20 protein-coding genes are annotated in these 19,224 nt (G+C 71.4%); 8 read left to right on the top strand and 12 right to left on the bottom strand.

The window, feature by feature from the left end:
• Positions 1-142: 142 nt before the first annotated feature.
• Complete coding sequence (gene leuA, locus ACFU97_RS25985) at positions 143-1,864, bottom strand: 2-isopropylmalate synthase (RefSeq protein WP_384260812.1); 1,722 nt, start codon at positions 1,862-1,864, stop codon at positions 143-145.
• 318 nt (positions 1,865-2,182) lie between these two features.
• On the opposite strand from leuA, the gene ACFU97_RS25990 reads away from it, so the two are divergent.
• From ACFU97_RS25990 to ACFU97_RS26005, 4 genes are all read left to right on the top strand, one after another.
• The gene (locus tag ACFU97_RS25990; protein ID WP_384260815.1) at positions 2,183-3,256 is read left to right on the top strand and encodes a M4 family metallopeptidase; all 1,074 of its coding nucleotides are present in this window, start codon (positions 2,183-2,185) and stop codon (positions 3,254-3,256) included.
• Positions 3,257-3,277: 21 nt separating this feature from the next.
• Positions 3,278-3,544, top strand: a complete 267-nt coding sequence (locus ACFU97_RS25995) for a protealysin inhibitor emfourin (protein ID WP_384260817.1) — start codon at positions 3,278-3,280, stop codon at positions 3,542-3,544.
• Positions 3,545-3,609: 65 nt separating this feature from the next.
• On the top strand, positions 3,610-4,932 hold the full coding sequence (locus ACFU97_RS26000) for a GH1 family beta-glucosidase (protein ID WP_384260820.1): 1,323 nt from the start codon (positions 3,610-3,612) through the stop codon (positions 4,930-4,932).
• The gene (locus ACFU97_RS26005) at positions 4,929-6,188 is read left to right on the top strand and encodes an MFS transporter (protein ID WP_384260822.1); all 1,260 of its coding nucleotides are present in this window, start codon (positions 4,929-4,931) and stop codon (positions 6,186-6,188) included. Before ACFU97_RS26000 ends, ACFU97_RS26005 begins: the two co-directional genes overlap by 4 nt.
• A 12-nt stretch (positions 6,189-6,200) precedes the next feature.
• On the opposite strand, the gene ACFU97_RS26010 is transcribed toward ACFU97_RS26005, so the two are convergent.
• The gene (locus tag ACFU97_RS26010) at positions 6,201-7,055 is read right to left on the bottom strand and encodes an NAD-dependent epimerase/dehydratase family protein (RefSeq protein WP_384260824.1); all 855 of its coding nucleotides are present in this window, start codon (positions 7,053-7,055) and stop codon (positions 6,201-6,203) included.
• Between the two features lie 136 nt (positions 7,056-7,191).
• Here ACFU97_RS26010 and ACFU97_RS26015 point away from each other — a divergent pair, with 136 nt between their 5' ends.
• Positions 7,192-8,049, top strand: a complete 858-nt coding sequence (locus ACFU97_RS26015; protein WP_384260827.1) for a helix-turn-helix transcriptional regulator — start codon at positions 7,192-7,194, stop codon at positions 8,047-8,049.
• Here the strand turns inward: ACFU97_RS26015 and era are convergent.
• Positions 8,029-8,982, bottom strand: coding sequence for a GTPase Era (era, locus tag ACFU97_RS26020; protein ID WP_384260830.1), 954 nt, complete (start codon positions 8,980-8,982; stop codon positions 8,029-8,031). The genes ACFU97_RS26015 and era overlap by 21 nt on opposite strands.
• A 194-nt stretch (positions 8,983-9,176) precedes the next feature.
• Here era and ACFU97_RS26025 point away from each other — a divergent pair, with 194 nt between their 5' ends.
• Positions 9,177-10,487, top strand: a complete 1,311-nt coding sequence (locus ACFU97_RS26025) for an ammonium transporter (protein WP_384260832.1) — start codon at positions 9,177-9,179, stop codon at positions 10,485-10,487.
• On the top strand, positions 10,484-10,822 hold the full coding sequence (locus tag ACFU97_RS26030) for a P-II family nitrogen regulator (protein ID WP_384260833.1): 339 nt from the start codon (positions 10,484-10,486) through the stop codon (positions 10,820-10,822). Before ACFU97_RS26025 ends, ACFU97_RS26030 begins: the two co-directional genes overlap by 4 nt.
• Here the strand turns inward: ACFU97_RS26030 and ACFU97_RS26035 are convergent.
• The 5 genes from ACFU97_RS26035 to ACFU97_RS26055 form a co-directional block, all read right to left on the bottom strand.
• Positions 10,716-11,747 (bottom strand): WxL protein peptidoglycan domain-containing protein, encoded by a 1,032-nt coding sequence (locus tag ACFU97_RS26035; RefSeq protein ID WP_384260836.1) that lies wholly within the window; start codon positions 11,745-11,747, stop codon positions 10,716-10,718. The two genes, ACFU97_RS26030 and ACFU97_RS26035, sit on opposite strands and share 107 nt — an antisense overlap.
• A 56-nt stretch (positions 11,748-11,803) precedes the next feature.
• The gene (locus ACFU97_RS26040; protein ID WP_384260838.1) at positions 11,804-13,132 is read right to left on the bottom strand and encodes a beta-xylosidase; all 1,329 of its coding nucleotides are present in this window, start codon (positions 13,130-13,132) and stop codon (positions 11,804-11,806) included.
• A 161-nt stretch (positions 13,133-13,293) separates the two neighbouring features.
• On the bottom strand, positions 13,294-13,770 hold the full coding sequence (locus ACFU97_RS26045; protein WP_384260840.1) for a hypothetical protein: 477 nt from the start codon (positions 13,768-13,770) through the stop codon (positions 13,294-13,296).
• Positions 13,771-13,980: 210 nt separating this feature from the next.
• Complete coding sequence (locus ACFU97_RS26050; RefSeq protein WP_384260843.1) at positions 13,981-14,334, bottom strand: cytidine deaminase; 354 nt, start codon at positions 14,332-14,334, stop codon at positions 13,981-13,983.
• 28 nt (positions 14,335-14,362) lie between these two features.
• The gene (locus ACFU97_RS26055) at positions 14,363-15,184 is read right to left on the bottom strand and encodes a helix-turn-helix transcriptional regulator (RefSeq protein ID WP_384261001.1); all 822 of its coding nucleotides are present in this window, start codon (positions 15,182-15,184) and stop codon (positions 14,363-14,365) included.
• Positions 15,185-15,364: 180 nt separating this feature from the next.
• Here ACFU97_RS26055 and ACFU97_RS26060 point away from each other — a divergent pair, with 180 nt between their 5' ends.
• Positions 15,365-16,807, top strand: coding sequence for an MFS transporter (locus ACFU97_RS26060; RefSeq protein ID WP_384260846.1), 1,443 nt, complete (start codon positions 15,365-15,367; stop codon positions 16,805-16,807).
• Here the strand turns inward: ACFU97_RS26060 and ACFU97_RS26065 are convergent.
• From ACFU97_RS26065 to ybeY, 4 genes are read right to left on the bottom strand one after another with little or no spacing between them, the layout of a single operon-like run.
• Complete coding sequence (locus ACFU97_RS26065) at positions 16,769-17,128, bottom strand: MmcQ/YjbR family DNA-binding protein (RefSeq protein WP_384260849.1); 360 nt, start codon at positions 17,126-17,128, stop codon at positions 16,769-16,771. The two genes, ACFU97_RS26060 and ACFU97_RS26065, sit on opposite strands and share 39 nt — an antisense overlap.
• Positions 17,125-17,415 (bottom strand): hypothetical protein, encoded by a 291-nt coding sequence (locus ACFU97_RS26070; RefSeq protein WP_384260851.1) that lies wholly within the window; start codon positions 17,413-17,415, stop codon positions 17,125-17,127. The genes ACFU97_RS26065 and ACFU97_RS26070 overlap by 4 nt, the downstream gene beginning before the upstream one ends.
• Positions 17,412-18,719: a hemolysin family protein gene (locus ACFU97_RS26075; RefSeq protein ID WP_384260854.1), complete on the bottom strand. Its 1,308-nt coding sequence runs from the start codon at positions 18,717-18,719 to the stop codon at positions 17,412-17,414. Before ACFU97_RS26075 ends, ACFU97_RS26070 begins: the two co-directional genes overlap by 4 nt.
• Positions 18,716-19,213, bottom strand: coding sequence for an rRNA maturation RNase YbeY (gene ybeY / locus ACFU97_RS26080; RefSeq protein ID WP_384260856.1), 498 nt, complete (start codon positions 19,211-19,213; stop codon positions 18,716-18,718). The genes ACFU97_RS26075 and ybeY overlap by 4 nt, the downstream gene beginning before the upstream one ends.
• Between the last annotated feature and the right edge of the window lie 11 nt (positions 19,214-19,224).

The following is a 19,224-nucleotide window of genomic DNA, read 5'->3' on the forward strand; positions in this document are numbered from 1 at the left end:
GGGGGTGAACCAAATTGTGGAGCAGGGGCAGTCACCGCGGAAAAGCTTTTCCGGGGACCTCAAGGAAAAGGTGCCAGAAAACCGACGACCCCCCGCCCCCCGTGCACAGCGGTCGGGGCGCCGAAAAGGCCCGGTGGAAGGGTTAGCGGGTGGCTCGGTTGACCGCGGAGACGACCGCCTTCAGCGACGCACGCGTCGTGTTCGCATCGATCCCGATGCCCCACAGAACCTTGCCGTCGATCGCGCACTCGATGTACGAGGCGGCCTGCGCGGACGCGCCCTCGCTCATCGTGTGCTCCTGGTAGTCCAGCAGCCGCACGTCGATGCCGATGGACTGCAGGGCGTCGAAGAAGGCCGAGATCGGACCGTTGCCGGAGCCGGTCAGGACGGTGTCGGTGCCGTCGACGGTGGCCTCCACCTTCAGGGTGTCCACCCCGTCGGTGTCGGTGGTCGACTGGCCGTTCTTGACCTGGATACGACCCCAGGGGTTCTCGGGGTTCGGCAGGTACTCGTCCTGGAAGACCGACCAGATGTCGGCGCCGGTGATCTCGCCGCCCTCGGCGTCCGTCTTCGCCTGGATCAGCTTCGAGAACTCGATCTGCATCCGGCGCGGCAGGTCCAGCTTGTGGTCGTTCTTCAGGACGTAGGCGACACCGCCCTTGCCGGACTGCGAGTTGACGCGGATGACGGCCTCGTAGGAGCGGCCGACGTCCTTGGGGTCGATCGGCAGGTACGGGACGGCCCACTCGATGTCGTCGACGGTGACGCCCTTGGCGGCCGCGTCGGCCTCCATCGCGTCGAAGCCCTTCTTGATGGCGTCCTGGTGGGAGCCGGAGAAGGACGTGTAGACCAGGTCGCCCACGTACGGGTGGCGGGGGTGGACCTCCATCTGGTTGCAGTACTCCCACACGCGGCGGATCTCGTCGATGTCGGAGAAGTCGATCTGCGGGTCGACGCCCTGCGAGAACAGGTTCATGCCCAGGGTGACCAGGTCGACGTTGCCGGTGCGCTCGCCCTGCCCGAACAGGCAGCCCTCGACGCGGTCGGCGCCGGCCATCACGGCCAGCTCGGCGGCGGCGACGGCGGTGCCGCGGTCGTTGTGCGGGTGGACCGACAGCACGACGTGCTCGCGGCGCGACAGGTTGCGGTGCATCCACTCGAAGCGGTCCGCGTGCGTGGAGGGCGTCGAACGCTCCACCGTGGCGGGCAGGTTGAGGATGATCTCGCGGCCCGGGCCGGGCTGGTAGACGTCCATCACCGCCTCGCAGACCTCCAGCGCGAAGTCCAGCTCGGTGTCGGTGAAGATCTCCGGGCTGTACTGGTAGCCGAACTCGGTCTCGGGGCCCAGCAGCTTCTCGGCGTACTCCATCACCAGGCGGGTGCCGTCGACGGCGATCTGCTTGATGTCGTCCTTGGAGCCGCGGAAGACGACCCGGCGGAAGACCGGCGCGGTGGCGTTGTACAGGTGCACGTTGGCCCGCCGGGCACCCTTCAGCGACTCCACGGTCCGCTCGATCAGGTCCTCGCGGGCCTGGGTCAGTACGGAGATGGTGACGTCGTCCGGGATGGCGCCCTCGTCCTCGATGATCGAGCGGACGAAGTCGAAGTCGGTCTGGCCGGAGGCGGGGAAGCCGACCTCGATCTCCTTGTAGCCCATCTTGACCAGCTGGTCGAACATCCGGCGCTTGCGCTCGGGCGACATCGGGTCGATCAGGGCCTGGTTGCCGTCACGCAGGTCCGTGGAGAGCCAGCGGGGGGCGACGGTGATCCGCTGGTTCGGCCAGGTGCGGTCCGGGATGTCGACCTGCTCGTAGCGGCCGTACTTGTGGATCGGCATGGTGCTGGGCTGCTGGCGGTTCGCCATGATTGCGGGGCTCCTCGAGGTGTCCGAAGGACGGCCGACGACGCAACGCGAAGCACCGCGGGGAGGGAGTCGACCTGGACTACAGGCCCTCGCCGCGGCAGCTAAGAAGAAGCAGCCCGAAACGCATGATGCTCCGCATGCTAGCCGAGCCCCTCCGGATGCGGGGCGCCGTATCAGTATGCGGGACCCGGGCAGCAAATGGGGCAAAACGTGCGCCATACCACTTCGTCACGGAGCGTACGGAGCGCTGTCCCGATATTTCACCAATCATGGTTGCGGGTAGTGACACCGGCATAACTCAGTGCAATGGTTCCGGGCATGACGAAGACCAACGGGGGCTTCGAGCCCGTCTTCTGCACCGTCGTACCTCCGCACATCCTCGACAAGCTGGCCCAGCACGAGGACTCGGCACTCTCGGCGAGCGCGCGCAAGACACTCGAGCGCGACGCCTACGAGCGCACCCACCGCCGGCTGACCACGGTCATCGGCGCTCCGACCGTCGCCCCGCCCGCCGGCGCGGCGACCGACCAGCCGCACCGCACGATCTACGACGCCCGCCACCACACGGACCTGCCGGGGAGGAAGGTCCGCTCGGAGGGCTCGGCCCCGGGCAAGGACGCCACCGTCAACCGCGCCTACGCGGGCCTCGGCGCCACCTTCGAGCTCTATCTGAAGGCGTACGAGCGCCAGTCGATCGACGGAAACGGCCTGCCGCTCGACGCGACGGTCCACTTCGACAACGACTACAACAACGCCTTCTGGAACGGCGAGCAGATGGTGTTCGGCGACGGTGACGGCGAGATCTTCCTCGACTTCACCATCCCGATCGACGTCATCGGCCACGAACTCACCCACGGCGTCACGCAGTACACGGCCAACCTCACGTACTTCGGCCAGCCCGGCGCCCTGAACGAGTCGCTGTCCGACGTCTTCGGCTCGCTGATCAAGCAGTACACGCTCGGCCAGACCGCCGCCGAGGCCGACTGGCTGATCGGCGCGGGCCTGCTCGCCCCGCGCGTCACCGGCAAGGCGCTGCGCTCCATGAAGGCGCCGGGCACGGCGTACGACGACGACGTCCTCGGCAAGGACCCGCAGCCGGCGACCATGGACGACTTCGTGCGCACCGGCCGCGACAACGGCGGCGTCCACATCAACTCGGGCATCCCCAACCACGCCTTCTACCTGGTCGCGAACGCGCTCGGCGGCAACGCCTGGGAGAAGGCGGGACAGGTCTGGTACGACGTCCTGACCGGCGGCGAGCTGAAGAAGGACGCCCTGTTCGTGGACTTCGCGAACCTCACGGTCGCGGCGGCCAAGGCCCGCTTCAGCGAGGGGGAGGAACTTCAGGCCGTCCTGAAGGCGTGGGAGCAGGTCGGGGTGCGGACCACGTAGTTCCGTACTAGACACGGACCCATGCGTATTCGAGTACGGCGCACGGGTGGATTCGCGGGCATCGAGCGGCAGGCCGAGGTGGACACCTCCACGCGGCCCGACGCCGGGGAGTGGCACGCTCTGGCCGAGCAGGCCGTGGCCGGCGGGCACAGCAAAGCGCCCGCCGGCGTCCCGGACGGGTTCAGCTACGAGATCACCGTGGACGGCAGGACGTTCTACGCCGCGGATCCCCAGCTCACCGAGGAGCAGCGGATGCTGATCTCCCGGGTGCTGAAGGAGGGAGCCTGAGCTCGTAACAGGTCGTCCATGCGCGGGCGTTGACTTCCGTTACCGGGGGTACGGATGATCCGCGCATGGCGACTGAACCGTTCGATACGGCGAACCCGATGCCCCGTTTCCCGGCCGGATTCCTGTGGGGCGTGTCGACCTCGGCCCATCAGATCGAGGGGGCGGTGGACCGGCGCGAGGCGTCCGTGTGGGACGTCTTCACCGCCGAGCCGGGCCGGGTGAAGGACGGCTCCACGGCGGAGGTGGCCTGCGACCACTACCACCGCTACCGCGAGGACGTGGCACTGCTGGCCGGCCTCGGCGTGGACGCGTACCGCTTCTCGGTCTCCTGGCCGCGGGTGCGCTCCGAGGGCGGCCTGGACTTCTACGACCGGCTCGTCGACGAGCTGTGCGCGGCGGGCGTGCGGCCCGTGCCGACCCTCTTCCACTGGGACCTGCCGGCCGCGCTGGACTGGCTGGAGCGGGACACGGCGGCTCGGTTCGCGGAGTACGTGTCGGTGGTGGCCGAGCGGCTCGGCGACCGGGTGCAGAAGTGGATCACCCTCAACGAGCCCGCGGAACACACCCTGTTGGGTCATGCGCTGGGCGCGCACGCGCCGGGCAAGCACCTGATGTTCGACGCGCTCCCGGTCGCCCACCACCAGCTGCTCGCCCACGGCCTGGCGGTACGGGCCCTGCGCGCGGCCGGCGCCACGGACATCGGGATCGCCAACTCGCACGGCCCGACCTGGCCGGCCTCCGAGGACCAGGCGGACGTGGAGGCGGCGGGCTTCTACGACCTGCTGCTCAACCGCCTGTTCGCCGATCCCCTGCTGCTCGGTCAGTATCCGGACGGGCTGGGCGAGTTGATGCCCGGCGACGTCGAGTCCGATCTGAAGGTCATCGCGGAGCCGATCGACTGGTACGGCGTCAACTACTACGCGCCGACCCGGGTGGGCGCCCCGCAGGGCGCGGACATCGACTTCGGCGGCCTCACCATCCCGGCCGAACTCCCCTTCTCGGTCCGGCAGATCGAGGGCGTGCCGGTGACGGACTTCGGCTGGCCGGTGGTGCCCGAGGGGCTGACGGAGCTGCTCACCGGCTTCCGCGACCGCTACGGCGACCGGCTCCCTCCCGTCGTCATCACGGAGAACGGCTGCAGCTACGAGGGCATCGACGACCAGGACCGGATCGCGTACCTGGACGGCCATCTGCGTGCGCTGCACCGGGCGTCGGAGGCGGGCGTGGACGTGCGCGGGTACTTCGTGTGGTCGCTGCTGGACAACTTCGAGTGGGCGGAGGGGTACGAGCGCCGGTTCGGGCTCGTACACGTGGACTACGCGACGCAGAAGCGCACGCCGAAGGCGTCGTACGACTGGCTGCGGGGCGTGCTGCGGGCGCAGAGATGACCTCCCTGGAGCGGCAGGCGCCGGCGGCGCTCACCGAGCCGTCCCGGCGGGTGGGGCGGGGCTGGACGGCCTCGCTCTCGCTCGCCAACGGGGCGATCTGGGTGGGCTGGTACGGCCCGCTGCAGATCCTGCTGGCCTCCCAGGCGAAGGACTTCGCGCCGGGCTCCGGTATGTCCAAGGAGACGATGCTGGCCTGGGTGACGGGCGCGGGCGCGGCGGTGTCGCTGGTCGCCAACCCCGTCTTCGGCGCGCTCTCCGACCGGACCACCTCGCGCCGGGGCCGCCGTACGCCGTGGATCGTGACCGGCGCGGCGGGCGGCGCCCTGTCGCTGCTGCTGCTCGCGGGCGCGGGCGGCGTGTGGACGATGGCGGCGGGCTGGTGCCTGGTCCAGCTGACCCTGAACGCGGCGTTCGCGGCGGTGACGGCGGCGGTGCCGGACCGGGTGCCGCGGCTCCAACGGGGCTCGGTGGGCGGCTGGTTGGGGGCGGCCCAGATCCTCGGGGTGGTCGGCGGGACGGGGCTCGCGACGGTGGCCGGGGGCATCGGCGCCGGGTACGCGGCGTGCGCGGTGTTCACGGTGGTGGGCGTGCTGCCGTACGTCGTGCGGTACGAGGACCTGCGGCTGGCGGCGGCGGACCGGCCCGCCTGGTCGTGGCGGGGCTTCCTGGCCGGGTTCTGGCTGAGTCCGCGCCGGTATCCGGACCTGGGCTGGGCCTGGCTGACCCGCTTCCTGATCAACCTCAGCAACGCGCTCGTCCTGCTGTACCTGCTGTACTACCTGCGCGACCGCCTCCACTACGGCGATCCCGACGAGGGCGTGCTGATCCTGACCGCCGTGAACGGCGTGACGCTGCTCGCCACGGTCGTCGTGGGCGGCGTGTGGTCGGACCGCTCGGGACGCCGCAAGCCGTTCGTGATCTGGTCCGGGGTGCTGATGGCGGTGGCGACGGCGGCCCTGGCGGGGTGGCAGACCTGGTCCGGCGCGATCGTCGCCGCGGCCGTCCTCGGCGTCGGCTTCGGGGTGTTCACCTCGGTCGACTTCGCGCTGATGACGGACGTCCTGCCGAAGGCGCTGGACCGCGGCAAGGACCTGGGCGTGATCAACGTCGCCAACGCCCTGCCGCAGGTCGCGGCGCCCGCCCTCGCCGCGCCGATCGTGACGTACCTGGGCGGCTACCGGGTGCTGTACCTGGTGGCGGCCGTGATCGGTCTGGCGGGGGCGGTGCTGGTCGGGCGGATCAGGGGCGTGGAGTGACGCCCGCCCCGGCTACAGGGCGCCGGCGTCCCGGGCCGTCCACACGCTCGGGTAGATGGGCCGGAAACCGAGCTCGCGGCGGATCCGTCCGTTGGACATGATCCCGTGCCACGGGTCGGGGTCCGTGTTCTCGTACAGCGCGGCGGGCACCTCCACGCCGTTGAGCCCGTACAGCTCGACCGTCGTGACGGGGGCGTCGTCGGCGATGTTGTAGATCCGGCCGTCGATGCCCGGCGCGTACAGCAGCCGCATCAGGCCCTGGGCTACGTCCGCGTGGTGGGCCATCTGCAGGCGCTGGTGCGGGGCCCACTTCGGCGCCCAGTGCATGACGTTGGCGAGGTGCGGGTCGCCCTCGCCGTAGACGAAGGGGAGCCGTCCGATCCGCACGTTCAGGCCCTCCATCGCGAGCAGTTCGCGCTCGGCCTCGGCCTTGGACTCGGGGTAGGCGCCCCACATCTCGCCGCCGGGTCGGCTCTCGTCCCGTTCGGTCAGCGGGCGGCCCCGGCCGGTGCCGTACACGTTGCCCGTGCTGACCTGCACGAACCGCTGCACGCCGGCACTCTGCGCGGCCCGTCCCAGCGCCACCGCCGCGTCCCGGTTGACGGCCCACGCCTCCTCGTCGGGCACCCCGCGGAAGGAGGCGGCGACGTTCACGACGGCGTCCACCCCGGCGAGCGCCTTGCCGAGCGTCTCCTCCTCGCGCATGTCCCCCACGGCCACCTGGGCGCCCAGCTCCGCGAACCGCTCGCCGCGGGCCGCGTCCCGCACCAGGGCCCGGACCTGCTCCCCCGGCTCCCGCTGCGCCAGCAGCCTCGGCACGAAGCGCCGCCCGACCTGTCCCGTCGTCCCGGTCACCAACGTCAGCATGATGTGCTCCTCACGCACTCGTTCGTCCGTCGTCGGTGACCAGCCTCGGCCGATGCGACGGCGACCGGGAGAGACCTCCTCATCAGGGGATCGGCACTCCCTGGATAAGCCGGCCGCGCTCCCGCACCCTGGAGGGGTGAACCGAGCCGAACTCGCCGACTTCCTGCGCCGCGGCCGCGCCCGCCTGGACCCCTCCGACGTGGGCCTCACGGCCGGTGCACGGCGCCGAACGCCGGGGCTGCGCCGCGAGGAGGTGGCCCAGCTGGCCGGCATGTCCGTGGACTACTACACGCGCCTGGAGCAGTCCCGGGGCCCGCGCCCCTCCCGCCAGATGCTCACCGCGCTGGCCCGCGCGCTGCGCCTGACCGAGGACGAGCGCGACCACCTCTTCCACCTGACCGGTGAGGAGCCGCCCCGCCGGGAGGCGACGAGCACGCATGTGCGCCCGGGGCTGCTGCTGGTGCTGGACCGGCTGCACGACTGCCCGGCGCTGGTGGTGACCGACTGCGGCGAGGTCCTGGCGCAGAACGCGATGTCGCGGGCGCTGAGCGGGGACCTGCTGGCCCGTCCGCCGCGCGAGCGCAACATGCTGCGGCGGTTCTTCCTGGACCCCTCCGCCCAGGCGCTCTTCCCGTCCGAGGACCGCCCGGAGCGCGCCCGCGAGCAGGTGGCGAGCCTCCGCGCGGTGGCGGCGGCCCGCCCCACGGACCCGGAGCCCGCCGCGCTCGTCGCCGAACTACGCGCCGGCAGCGAGGAGTTCGCCCGCCTCTGGGACGAGCACGAGGTCGCCGTACGGCGCGCCTCGACCAAGCGCTTCCGGCACCCGATGGTCGGCGTCCTGGAACTCGACTGCGAGGTCCTGGTCAACTCCGACCACAACCAGCAGCTGGTCGTCCACACCGCCCGCCCGGGCACCGAGTCCTACGAGCGCCTGCAGCTGCTGCGCGTGGTGGGCCTGCAGGACCTGACCCCGTCAGAAGCCGAGACGCCGTAGCTGCTTCGGGTCGCGCTGCCAGTCCTTGGCCACCTTCACGTGCAGGTCCAGGAAGACCGGGGTGCCCAGCAGGGCCTCGATCTGCTTGCGGGACTTGATCCCGACGTCCTTGAGCCGCTTGCCCTTGGGGCCGATGACGATGCCCTTCTGGCTGGACCGCTCGATGTAGAGGTAGGCGTGGATGTCCAGCAGCGGCTTGTCCGCGGGCCGGTCCTCGCGCGGCAGCATCTCCTCGACGACCACCGCGATGGAGTGCGGCAGCTCGTCGCGGACACCCTCCAGCGCCGCCTCCCGGATCAGCTCGGCCACCATGACCTGCTCGGGCTCGTCGGTCAGGTCGCCCTCGGGGTAGAGCGCCGGGCCCTCGGGAAGCAGCGGGATCAGCAGGTCGGCGAGCAGGTTCACCTGCTTGTCCCCGACGGCCGACACCGGCACGATCTCCGCCCACTCGATCCCGAGCTCCTTGCCCAGCTGGTCGATCGCGATCAGCTGCTCGGCGAGGGCCTTGGAGTCGACGAGGTCGGTCTTGGTGACGATCGCGACCTTCGGGGACTTCTTGATCCCCGCCAGCTCCTTGGCGATGAACCGGTCACCGGGGCCGATCTTCTCGTTCGCCGGCAGGCAGAAGCCGATGATGTCGACCTCCGCCCAGGTCGTGCGCACCACGTCGTTCAGCCGCTCGCCCAGCAGCGTCCGCGGCTTGTGCAGCCCCGGGGTGTCGACCAGGATCAGCTGGGCGTCCTCCCGGTGCACGATGCCCCGCACGGTGTGCCGCGTCGTCTGCGGCTGGTTGGCGGTGATCGCCACCTTCTGCCCGACCAGAGCATTCGTGAGGGTGGACTTGCCCGCGTTGGGGCGGCCGACGAAGCAGGCGAAGCCGGCCCGGTGGACGGTCTCGCCGGACGCTTCGGATGACTGGGTACGAACGCTCATACCCAACATTCTCCCTGATCCACGAGGCACCGCCGTACCACGCCCCGCACACCCCCGCCGCGGTGAGCTTTCCGAAACCCTCACGCAACGAAACACCGTCGAAACACACCCGTGCACAACCGGAAACGCGCGGCGGTGACGCTCTGACGAGCCCCCGCCCGAGGGGACGTGCCCCCACCGCGACGGAGACGCCCGTGACCCTCGCCGCCCCGCACGCCGACACCGGCGACACCGCCTGGCTGCTCGCCGCCACCGCCCTGGTCCTGCTGATGACGCCGGGCCTGGCCCTCTTCTACGGCGGCATGGTCCGCACGAAGAGCGTCCTCAACATGCTGATGATGAGCTTCGTGTCGATCGCCCTGGTCACGGTGGTCTGGCTGGCCGGCGGCTACGCGCTGTCCTTCGGCGACGACGCCGGCGGCGGCCTGATCGGCGGCCTGAAGCACGCGGGGATGGCCGGGATCGGCCCGTCCAGCGTGCACGGCACCGTCCCCACCCTGCTCTTCGCGACCTTCCAGCTCACCTTCGCGATCATCACGGCGGCGCTGGTCAGCGGCGCGATCGCGGACCGGGCGAAGTTCTCCGCCTGGCTGGTCTTCGTGCCCGTCTGGGCGCTGCTCGTATACGTTCCCGTCGCGCACTGGGTGTGGGGCCCGGGCGGCTGGGTGCTGGACCGGCTCGGCGCGCTCGACTTCGCCGGCGGCATGCCCGTCGAGATCACCTCCGGCGCCTCGGGCCTGGCGCTCTGCCTGGTCCTCGGGCCGCGGCTCGGCTTCAAGAAGGACGCCATGCGCCCGCACAACCTGCCCATGGTGATGCTGGGCGCGGGCCTGCTCTGGTTCGGCTGGTTCGGCTTCAACGCGGGCTCGGCCCTCGGCGCCAACGGGCTCGCCGCGGCCGCCTTCCTCAACACCCTCGCGGCCGGCTGCACGGGCCTGCTCGGCTGGCTCTTCGTGGAGCAGAGGCGCGACGGCCACCCCACCACCCTGGGCGGTGCGTCCGGCGCGGTCGCGGGCCTGGTCGCGATCACCCCGTCCTGCGGCTCGGTCTCGCTGCTCGGCGCGCTGGTCGTCGGCCTCGCCGCCGGTGTCGTCTGCTCGTACGCCGTGAGCTGGAAGTTCAAGCTCAACTACGACGACTCCCTGGACGTGGTCGGCGTCCACTTCGTCGGCGGCGTCATCGGCACCCTGCTGATCGGCGTCTTCGCGGAGAAGGCGATGACCGGTGGCCCCGAGGGCCTCCTCTACGGCGGCGGGCTCACCCAGCTGGGCAAGCAGCTGGTCGGCGTCGTGGCCGTGGCCGCGTACGTCTTCTTGGTCACGTACGCCATCGGCAAGGTCATCGACAGGACGATGGGCTTCCGGGCGAGCGAGGAGCACGAGCACAAGGGCCTGGACCTTACGGTGCACGCCGAGACGGCATACGATCACGGCGTCCTGGGCCACGGTGCCCCGGTCTCGTCCGCCGTCCTCTCCTCCGCCCAGAAGGTCAAGAGCCAGGCATGAAGCTCATCACCGCGATCGTCAAGCCCTACCGCCTCGACGAGGTGAAGACCGCGCTGCGGGAACTCGGTGTGCACGGCCTGACCGTGACCGAGGCCAGTGGATACGGCCGGCAGCGCGGGCACACCGAGGTCTACCGCGGCGCCGAGTACCAGGTCGACCTGGTCCCCAAGGTGCGGATCGAGGTCGTGGTCGAGGACGCGGACTCCGACGCCGTGATCGACGCGATCGTCAAGGCCGCGCAGACGGGGAAGATCGGGGACGGGAAGGTGTGGGCCCTGCCGGTCGAGACGGTCGTACGGGTTCGGACGGGCGAACGCGGTCCCGACGCCCTCTGACCACCAGGGCGGTCCCGACGGCCACCACCACGAGCAGCACCACGGCCACCACCCACGGCAGCGCGAAGAACGACGCGCTCGCCGACTCCCGGGTGTGCGGCGCGCTCGCGGTCAACGTCACCTCGCCCCAGTCGAGTTGGGGTGCGCCCCGCCATGGCTCGGTGAGCTTCACCCGCTGGCCGGGCAGCAGTTCGGCAGGGATGCGGGTCAGGTCGCGGGAGAGCAGGGTGCGGCCGAACAGGCCCTGCGCGCGCAGCTCCACCGCGGGGTTCAGGGTGACGTTGCCGGTGTTGTGGAGGGTGTAGGAGATCGCCGCCGTGCTGTCGCCGAGGCCGGGCACGAGGGGCTGGTGGTGGACGACGTGGACGTTCTCGACGGCGATCGCGGGGACGGCCGGGCCGCTGACGCGGAGGTAGACGCGGGCGCCGACGGCCCGCCGCACACCGAGGGCCAGTGAGCCGCTGCCCCGTTCGGCCTTCCCCCACTCCAGCGCCACCAGCGCGCCCGGATGGTCGCCGGGTTCGGCCCCCTCGGGCACGCGCAGCGTGAAGGGCACGGTGACCTCGCCGTGCGCGCGGACGGTGACCCGCGGCTTCGCCGGCTTCGCCCACGCACCGACGCCCCGCTGCCTCTCGGTCACGCTCTTCACGGCGAACCCGCCGTCCCGCGCGGTGTTGTAGGCGTCGGCCGCGTACAGCCGGAAGGTCAGCGGCTTCCCGGTCTTGTTGGCGACGACCACCTCGTCGCGCAGGGTCGTGCCGGGATCGGCGGAGAGGTAGAAGTACGGGCGCGCGGCGATCTGCGAGGACGCCGGGTACACCGACCAGCTGCCGTTGTCGGCGGCGTGCGCGGGTGCGGCGGGTCCGGCCAGGGCGGCGGAGGCGGCGAGGAACAGGCCCAGGACGAGGGCGTGGAGCTTGCGCATGGGTGCGGACCCCCCACAGCGAGGAGTTGGACGGGCGGGTGCGGGCGCCCGTGCGGTCAGGTGAGCGTGAGGGTGAGCACGCCCGCGTACGACCCCGGAGGCGTGAACGCCGGGACGTCCAGGGAGAGCCCCGCGTCCGCGGTGAACTCGCCGCCGGTGAGCGTGCCGTCGGGGGTGGACGCCAGGGTCGCCCCCGAACTGCCCACCGTGCCCGCCGAACCGGCCCGGCAGGTGCTCGGGCTGCCCGCCTTGGTGGCGCAGGCGGGGTTCCAACTCAGCTTCCCGGCATCGATCTTGGCGCCGGGACCGGTGAAGTCGGTGACCTTGCCGGTCAGGGACCAGCCCGCGGGTCCGCCGCGGAAGTCCTTGACGGTGACGGAGTTCAGGGCGCCGGTCGAGGCCCCGCCCTTGCCGAAGTCGACCGCCGACAGCGCGACGGAGTCCCCGGCCTGGGACATGGACAGCGTGCCGGCCTTCACCGTCGTCGTCAGCTTCTGGCTCCCGTCGGGGACGGGGGTGGTGTCGTTGACGACGTAGGCGGCGGGCCCGGCGCCCTTGGCGGCGCTCCACGCGCTGCCCTCGTACGCCACCACACCCGTCGTCGTTGTGTCGTTGACGACGAGCGTGCCGCTGAAGGAGCCGTCGGCGGCGGCGGTGACGGTCGCGGTGTCCGCGGTCTGGGTGTCCCCGGAGCGCCCGGCGAGCGTGACGGAGGCACCGGGCGTGAAGTGGGTGCCGCTGACCGTGACGCCGTCGCCCACGTTCCCCGAGGCCGAACCCAGCGCGATGGCACGGTCGTTGGCGGGGTTGGCGTCCGTGGCGGTGACCGTCTCGGAGACCGGTGCGGGCGGGTTGGTCACCGTGCACGGGGTGTCCAGCTCGAGGATGTAGCTGGTGTGGATGTTGTAGTCGCCGGGCGAGAGTGTGATCGCGCCGGGCGCGGTGACCTTGAAGGTGCCGGTCATGGAGAACGACGGGAAGGCGCCGTTGCCCGGCACCGGGTCGTTCTTCTTGGGGCCGGCGACGGTGACGTCACCGGTCTGCGCACCGCCGAGCGTGACCTTGCCGGTGGGCGTCATGATGTCGGCCGGCAGGGCGATGGCGGTGGGGTTGCTGGCGGCGGGCTTGACGACGGTGTAGGTGACGGTGACGGTGTCGCCGACCTTGGGGCTCGCGTTGTCCACCGCGACGGTCGCGGTGGTGGTGCCGTCGATCGGCGGGATGCCGGCGACGGCGGGCGGGATGCAGTGCGTGGCGAAGTCCACGTTCGTGGCGGCGCCCGCCGGACAGGCCAGCGCGCCGCCCGCGGAGACCGCGAGCGCGGTCGCGCCGAGCAGCGCGGCCCAGCGGCGTCTTCGGTCTGGTCTTCGGGTGGTCGGATCCATGGTGGTGCCCCCTCTCTGGTGCGCTCACTGGGGGCATTGATGTGTGGATCGCGTGAGAAGTCAATGGAGATGCCGGAACTGAACTGATGGACCGTCAGTTCCACAGGTTCGGGAACTGACGGTCCGTACAGGCCCGTTCAGCGCCGGCCGGTCGCGCCGGTTCAGTCGAACACGAACGGTCCGGGCGACTGCGGCCCGGTCGCCGTGCAGGTGATGGTGATGCCGAAGACGGTCATCTGGAGCGAGCCGCCGTTGGCCTCGAGGCTGTCGCCGGAGGCCACCGTGCCGCTGAGCGGACCGACGCTGACGGGATCGCCGGCCGCCATCGCCGGGTTCTTGGTGCCGGTGAACGCGGTGGTGCCGCCGCTCGCCTTGACCATGGTCAGCGTGGAGGAGATCGAGTCCTGCGACAGGGCGATCGGCGCGGTGATCGCGGACGACGTGAGGGTGATGGTGGCCGACGTGCCGTCCTGGGTGGCCGTGAGGGTGGCCTCGCCGCCGCCGAAGCTGCCGCAGTCGGCGGTGATCGTCGCCGACTGCGGAGTGACGGCGAGGGCGCTGGGGGCGAACGCGAGCGAGGCGGCCGCGAGGGCCCCCGCCGCCATTGCCGCACCGGTGCTGATTCGTCTGGCTCTCATGGAGATCCGGCTCCCTTCCCATGTGGGAATTGCCATGTGGGGATGGTGGGGAGAGGTCCGGACGGACCGCCGGGTCGGCGTGGTGCGGTACGCCGGGTGGGGGGTGGCGGTTCGGATCTGACGGCCCGTCGGAACTACCGGTTCCATTGATGCGCGTGGGGTGGAGAGACGGCAAGGACGAATTCCGGACGACTCTGAAGCGGCCGGTTTTCAACCCGCGGTGACCGTGCTCCGAACCGATCCGTCCGGCCCGGCCACCAGCACCGGCGTCTGCGGGCCGCCCAGGTCCGCCACCGCGGCCCGGTCCTCGTCCGCGGCCGCCCCGGCCTCGGTCACCACGGCCGCCGCCTCCAGGGACTTCGCACCCGAGGCCACCGCCATGGCGACCGCCGTGCGCAGCGCGCTCAGCTTCAGCGACGGAAGATCGACGGTCCCCGCGACGTACGTACGGCCGGTCTCGTCCCGTACGGCCGCCCCCTCGGGCACGGCGTTGCGGGCCCGCGCGGAACGGGCCAGGGTGACGATCTTGCGGTCCTCGGGGTCAAGCGCGCTGCTGTCGGTCATGAGGCGAGCATACGGAGCACGGGGGCCGCTATCCGGCCACGGGGTACATCGACCCGCGGCGGCCCTCCGGCGAGGCCAGCCACTCCAGCTTGGCCGCGGTGTTCGCCTCGTCCAGCGCCGTGTGCAGCACGATCGTCAGGTCGGGCCGGGCCGGCACCCGCATCGCCGTGGACTCCACGACCAGCAGCCCGACCAGCGGATGCTCCAGCTCCTTGCGGATCTGCCCGGCGTCCTCGATGTCCCGCTCCGCCCACATCGCGGCGAACTCCTCGCTGACGTCCATCAGCTGGGCCAGCAGTGACTGAAACCCCTCGTCGTCGGGGCGGGCCGAGCTCGCGGCGCGGAACTGCGCGACGACCGTGCGCGCGTTCCGCTCCCAGCTCTTGGAGCGGGACCGGTACAGGGGGTCCGTGAAGAAGTCGACGACGCAGTTCTGCGTGTTGTCGGGCCGCATGCCCAGCACCGCCGCGGCGGCGTCGTTGTAGAGCACGCAGTTGTAGTACGGGTCCATGATGTGCGCCGGATACGGCATCCAGGTGTCGATCAGCCGCCGCAGCCCCTCGTACATGTCCCGCTTGCCGGGCTCGGTCTGCGGCGGAGGCGGGTTCAGCCCCGCCAGCAGGTACAGGTGCCGGCGCTCGGCGCCACTCAGTTTCAGCACACGTCCCACGGAGTCGAGGACCTGCGGGGAGACCGAGATGTCCCGCCCCTGCTCCAGCCACTGGTACCAGGAGGCGCCCACGCCCGCGAGCACGGCGACCTCCTCGCGCCGCAGCCCGGGGGTGCGCCGCCGGGCGCCGCCGTCCGGCAGGCCCGCCTCGGCCGGAGAGACCCTCGCCCGCCGGCTCATCAGGAACTCGCGCAGCTCCCGCAGCCGGTGCTCCTTGCCCGCCGCTGTCTCGACGACGTCCGCCACCTGTCCAACTCCCCCGTCAGCGTGCCTGGTGGTGCCACCACGTGACTGGTGGTGCCACCACCAGGACAACCTCCCGCTCCCCACGGCTATTCCGGCGGCCGCACGCTCTTGTGCATGGCGATCGACACCACCTCACCCGTCACCGGCCCCACCGAACCGCTCGACACCCCCCGGCTGTCGACGCGCGACAAGCTCGTCCTCTTCGTCCTGTGCGCGGCCCAGTTCATGGTCGCCCTGGACTTCTCCGTCCTGAACGTGGCGCTGCCCGCCCTCGGGAGCGACCTCGGCATGAGCCGGTCGGCCCTGCAGTGGGCGGTCACCGCGTTCGCCCTGCCCTCCGGCGGCTTCCTGCTGCTGTTCGGCCGGACCGGCGACCTCTTCGGCCGCCGGAAGCTGTTCCTGACCGGGCTGGCCCTGTTCGGCGCGGCCTCGCTGCTCGCGACGCTCGCCTGGGACCCGGCGTCTTTCCTGACCGGGCGCGCGCTGCAGGGCCTCGGCGCGGCGGCGATCGTGCCGACCGGCATGTCCCTGCTGACCACGACCTTCCCGGAGGGCCCGGCCCGCGACCGTGCCGTCGGCATCTCCGGCACGCTGCTCTCGCTCGGCTTCACGGTCGGCATGGTGGCCGGCGGCGTCCTCACCGACACGTTCGGCTGGCGCTCGACGATGGCGCTGCTGACCCTGTTCGCCCTGATCGTGCTGCCGCTGGCGCCCGCCCTGCTGCCGGAGTCCCGCACCCCGCACCGCCCGCGCCTGGACGTGCCCGGCGCGATCACGGTCACGGCGGGCCTGCTCTCGCTGATCTACGCCCTGTCGACGGCCGCCGACCACGGCTTCGGCCGTGCGGACGTCGTCACGGCGCTCGCCGCGGGCGTCGTGCTCCTCGCGGCGTTCGTGACCGTCGAGTCCCGGTCGCAGGCGCCCCTGGTCTCGCTCCCGATGCTGCGCCGGCGCACCGTGGCGTGGGGCAACTTCGGCGGCCTGGTCACCTTCTCGATGATGTCGACGGTCGTCTTCGTGCTGACCCTCTACCTGCAGGAGATCCTGCACCTGTCGGCCTTCGAGACCGGTCTGGTCTTCGGCGTCCAGGGCGTGCTGTCGGCGGTCGCCGGCGCCTGGGCCCCGCGGGTGATCGGCCGGATCGGCGCGCGCCGCACGCTGGTCGCCTCACTGGCCGGCCAGGGCGCCCTGATCGCCGCCCTGCTCGGCCTGAACGCCCACGGCTGGTCGGTCTGGCTCGCGGTGACCGCCGTCTCCCTGTCCAGCATGTGCCACCTGGGCGCGATCATCTCCTACGGCCTGACCGTCACCTCCGGCGTCCCGGACGAGGAGCAGGGCCTGGCCACCGGCCTGGTCACCTCGACCCAGCAGGTCGGCCTCACGGTCGGCATCCCGCTGCTCGGCGTCCTGGCCACGACCGCGCACGACCTGCTGTCGGGCGTCCACACGGTGCTGGCGATCGACGCGGCGGTCGTCCTGCTCGCGGCCGTACTCGTCGCCGTGGGACTGCGGGTCCGCTCAGGGGCGGTCGAGCCGCAGCCGCTCCGCGCGCGGTAGACCGGCCACCACCAGGTCGTACGAGTCCTCCACGAGCTCCCGGACCAGCCGGTCCGGGAGCTCGCCGTCGACGGTGACGGTGTTCCAGTGCCGCTTGTTCATGTGGTACCCGGGGCTGATCAGCCCCTCGTACTCGGCACGCAGCCGCACCGCGTCCTCCGGCTCGCACTTGAGGTTCACGGTGAGCGGCCGCCCGTCCAGCCGGCTCAGCGCGAACATCTTGCCCAGCACCTTGAAGACGGAGGTCTCCGGCGTGAACGGGAAGTCCTCCACCGCGGCGTTGAAGGACAGACAGAGGTCACGCAGCTCCTGCGGGTTCATACGGTGGTCTCCTCGCCGGTCGCCGGACGGCCGTGGGCACACTCGATCTCGTTCCCGTGGAGGTCGGTCACGTACCCGTGCCCGTCGAGCTGCACCGTCACCGTGGCGGGCTCGTGCTCCACTTCGAAGGGGTCGCCGTCGCCGAAACCGTACGTCACGACCACGAAGGTCTCCCCGGGGCGCAGCCAGTGGTCGCTGCCGTAGGGCTCGAGGATCAGTTCCAGCGGGGCCGTGCCCCGGTTGGTCACGCGCAGCCGCGCCGCCTGTCCCCCGTCGGCCTCCGTCACTCCTCCTTCGCCTCCTCCGTCGGTGCCTCGGGTGGGGCCAGGGGCTCCACCAGGACCGTCACGATCTTGTTGCGGCGGCCGGAGGCGGCCTCGGCGGTCAGGCGCAGGGCGCGGCCGTCGGGGAGGTCGACGACCGACGAGGCCTCGGCGATGGGGACGCGGCCGAGGGCCTTGGCGAGGAGGCCGCCGACGGTCTCCACGTCCTCGTCGTCGAACTCGTCGAGGCCGTAGAGCTCGCCGAGGTCGGTGATGTCGAGGCGGGCGGTGACGCGGTAGCGGTCCTCGCCGAGGTCCTCCACGGGCGGCAGTTCGCGGTCGTACTCGTCGGTGATCTCGCCGACGATCTCCTCGAGGATGTCCTCGATGGTGACGATGCCGGCCGTGCCGCCGTACTCGTCGATGACGACGGCGACGTGGTTGCGCTCCTGCTGCATCTCGCGCAGCAGGTCGCCGGCGTTCTTGGTGTCGGGCACGAACGCGGCCGGCCGCATGGCCGTCGAGACGAGCTCGGACTCGGCGTCGCGGCTGATGTGCGTCTTGCGGGCCAGGTCCTTCAGATACACGATCCCGACGATGTCGTCCTCGCTCTCACCGGTGACCGGTATGCGCGAGAAACCCGAGCGGAGCGCGAGGGTCAGGGCCTGACGGATCGTCTTGTATCGCTCGATGACGACCAGGTCGGTGCGCGGCACCATGACCTCCCGCACCAGCGTGTCGCCGAGCTCGAAGACCGAGTGCACCATGCGGCGCTCCTCGTCCTCGATCAGCGACTCCTTCTCCGCGAGGTCGACCAGCGCCCTGAGCTCCGCCTCGGAGGCGAACGGGCCGCGGCGGAAGCCCTTGCCGGGAGTCAGGGCGTTACCGATCAGGATCAGCAGGTTCGGGATGGGGCCCATGATCCGGGCCAGCGGCAGCAGCACGTACGCCGCGACCGTCGCCGTGTTCAGCGGGTGCTGGCGGCCGATGGTGCGCGGCGAGACGCCGACGGCGACGTACGACACCAGCACCATGACGCCGATCGCCACCAGCAGGGCGCGGGTGGTGCCCGGGAACTCCTGGAGGCAGGCGTACGTCACCAGCGCCGCGGCGGCCATCTCGCACGCGACGCGGACCAGCAGCGCGACGTTCAGATAGCGCGTCGGGTCCGCGGCGATCTGCGCGAGCTTCGCGCTGCCGCGCCGCCCTGAGCGCACCGCCTCCTCGGCCCGGAAGCTGGAGACGCGCGCGAGGCCCGCCTCCGCACAGGCGGCGAGCCACGCCACCACGACGAGGGCGATCGCGCCCGCGACGATCTGCGGACTCATGAGACGGTCGGGGCCGGGGACGGGCCGGTCAGGCCCTTCTCCGAGCGCCAGCCGTCCACGATGGCCGCCTGGAGGCCGAACATCTCGGCCTTCTCGTCGGGCTCCTCGTGGTCGTACCCGAGGAGATGCAGCACGCCGTGGACGGTCAGGAGCTGGAGCTCCTCGTCCATGGAGTGCTGCGTCGGCGCCTCCTCGCCCTGCTTCTTGGCGACCTCGGGGCACAGCACGATGTCGCCGAGGAGACCCTGCGGGGGCTCCTCCTCGTCCTTCGACGGCGGACGCAGCTCGTCCATGGGAAAGGACATGACATCCGTGGGCCCCGGCAGGTCCATCCACTGCACGTGCAGCTGCTCCATGGCGTCGGCGTCCACGACGATCACCGAGAGCTCGGAGAGCGGGTGGATGCGCATCCGCGCGAGCGCGTAGCGGGCGATGTCGAGGATCGCCTGCTCGTCGACCTCGGTACCGGACTCGTTGTTGACGTCGATCGACATGGTGCTGCTCG

Source organism: Streptomyces sp. NPDC057616 (assembly GCF_042800575.1).
Taxonomy (GTDB): Bacteria; Actinomycetota; Actinomycetes; order Streptomycetales; family Streptomycetaceae; genus Streptomyces.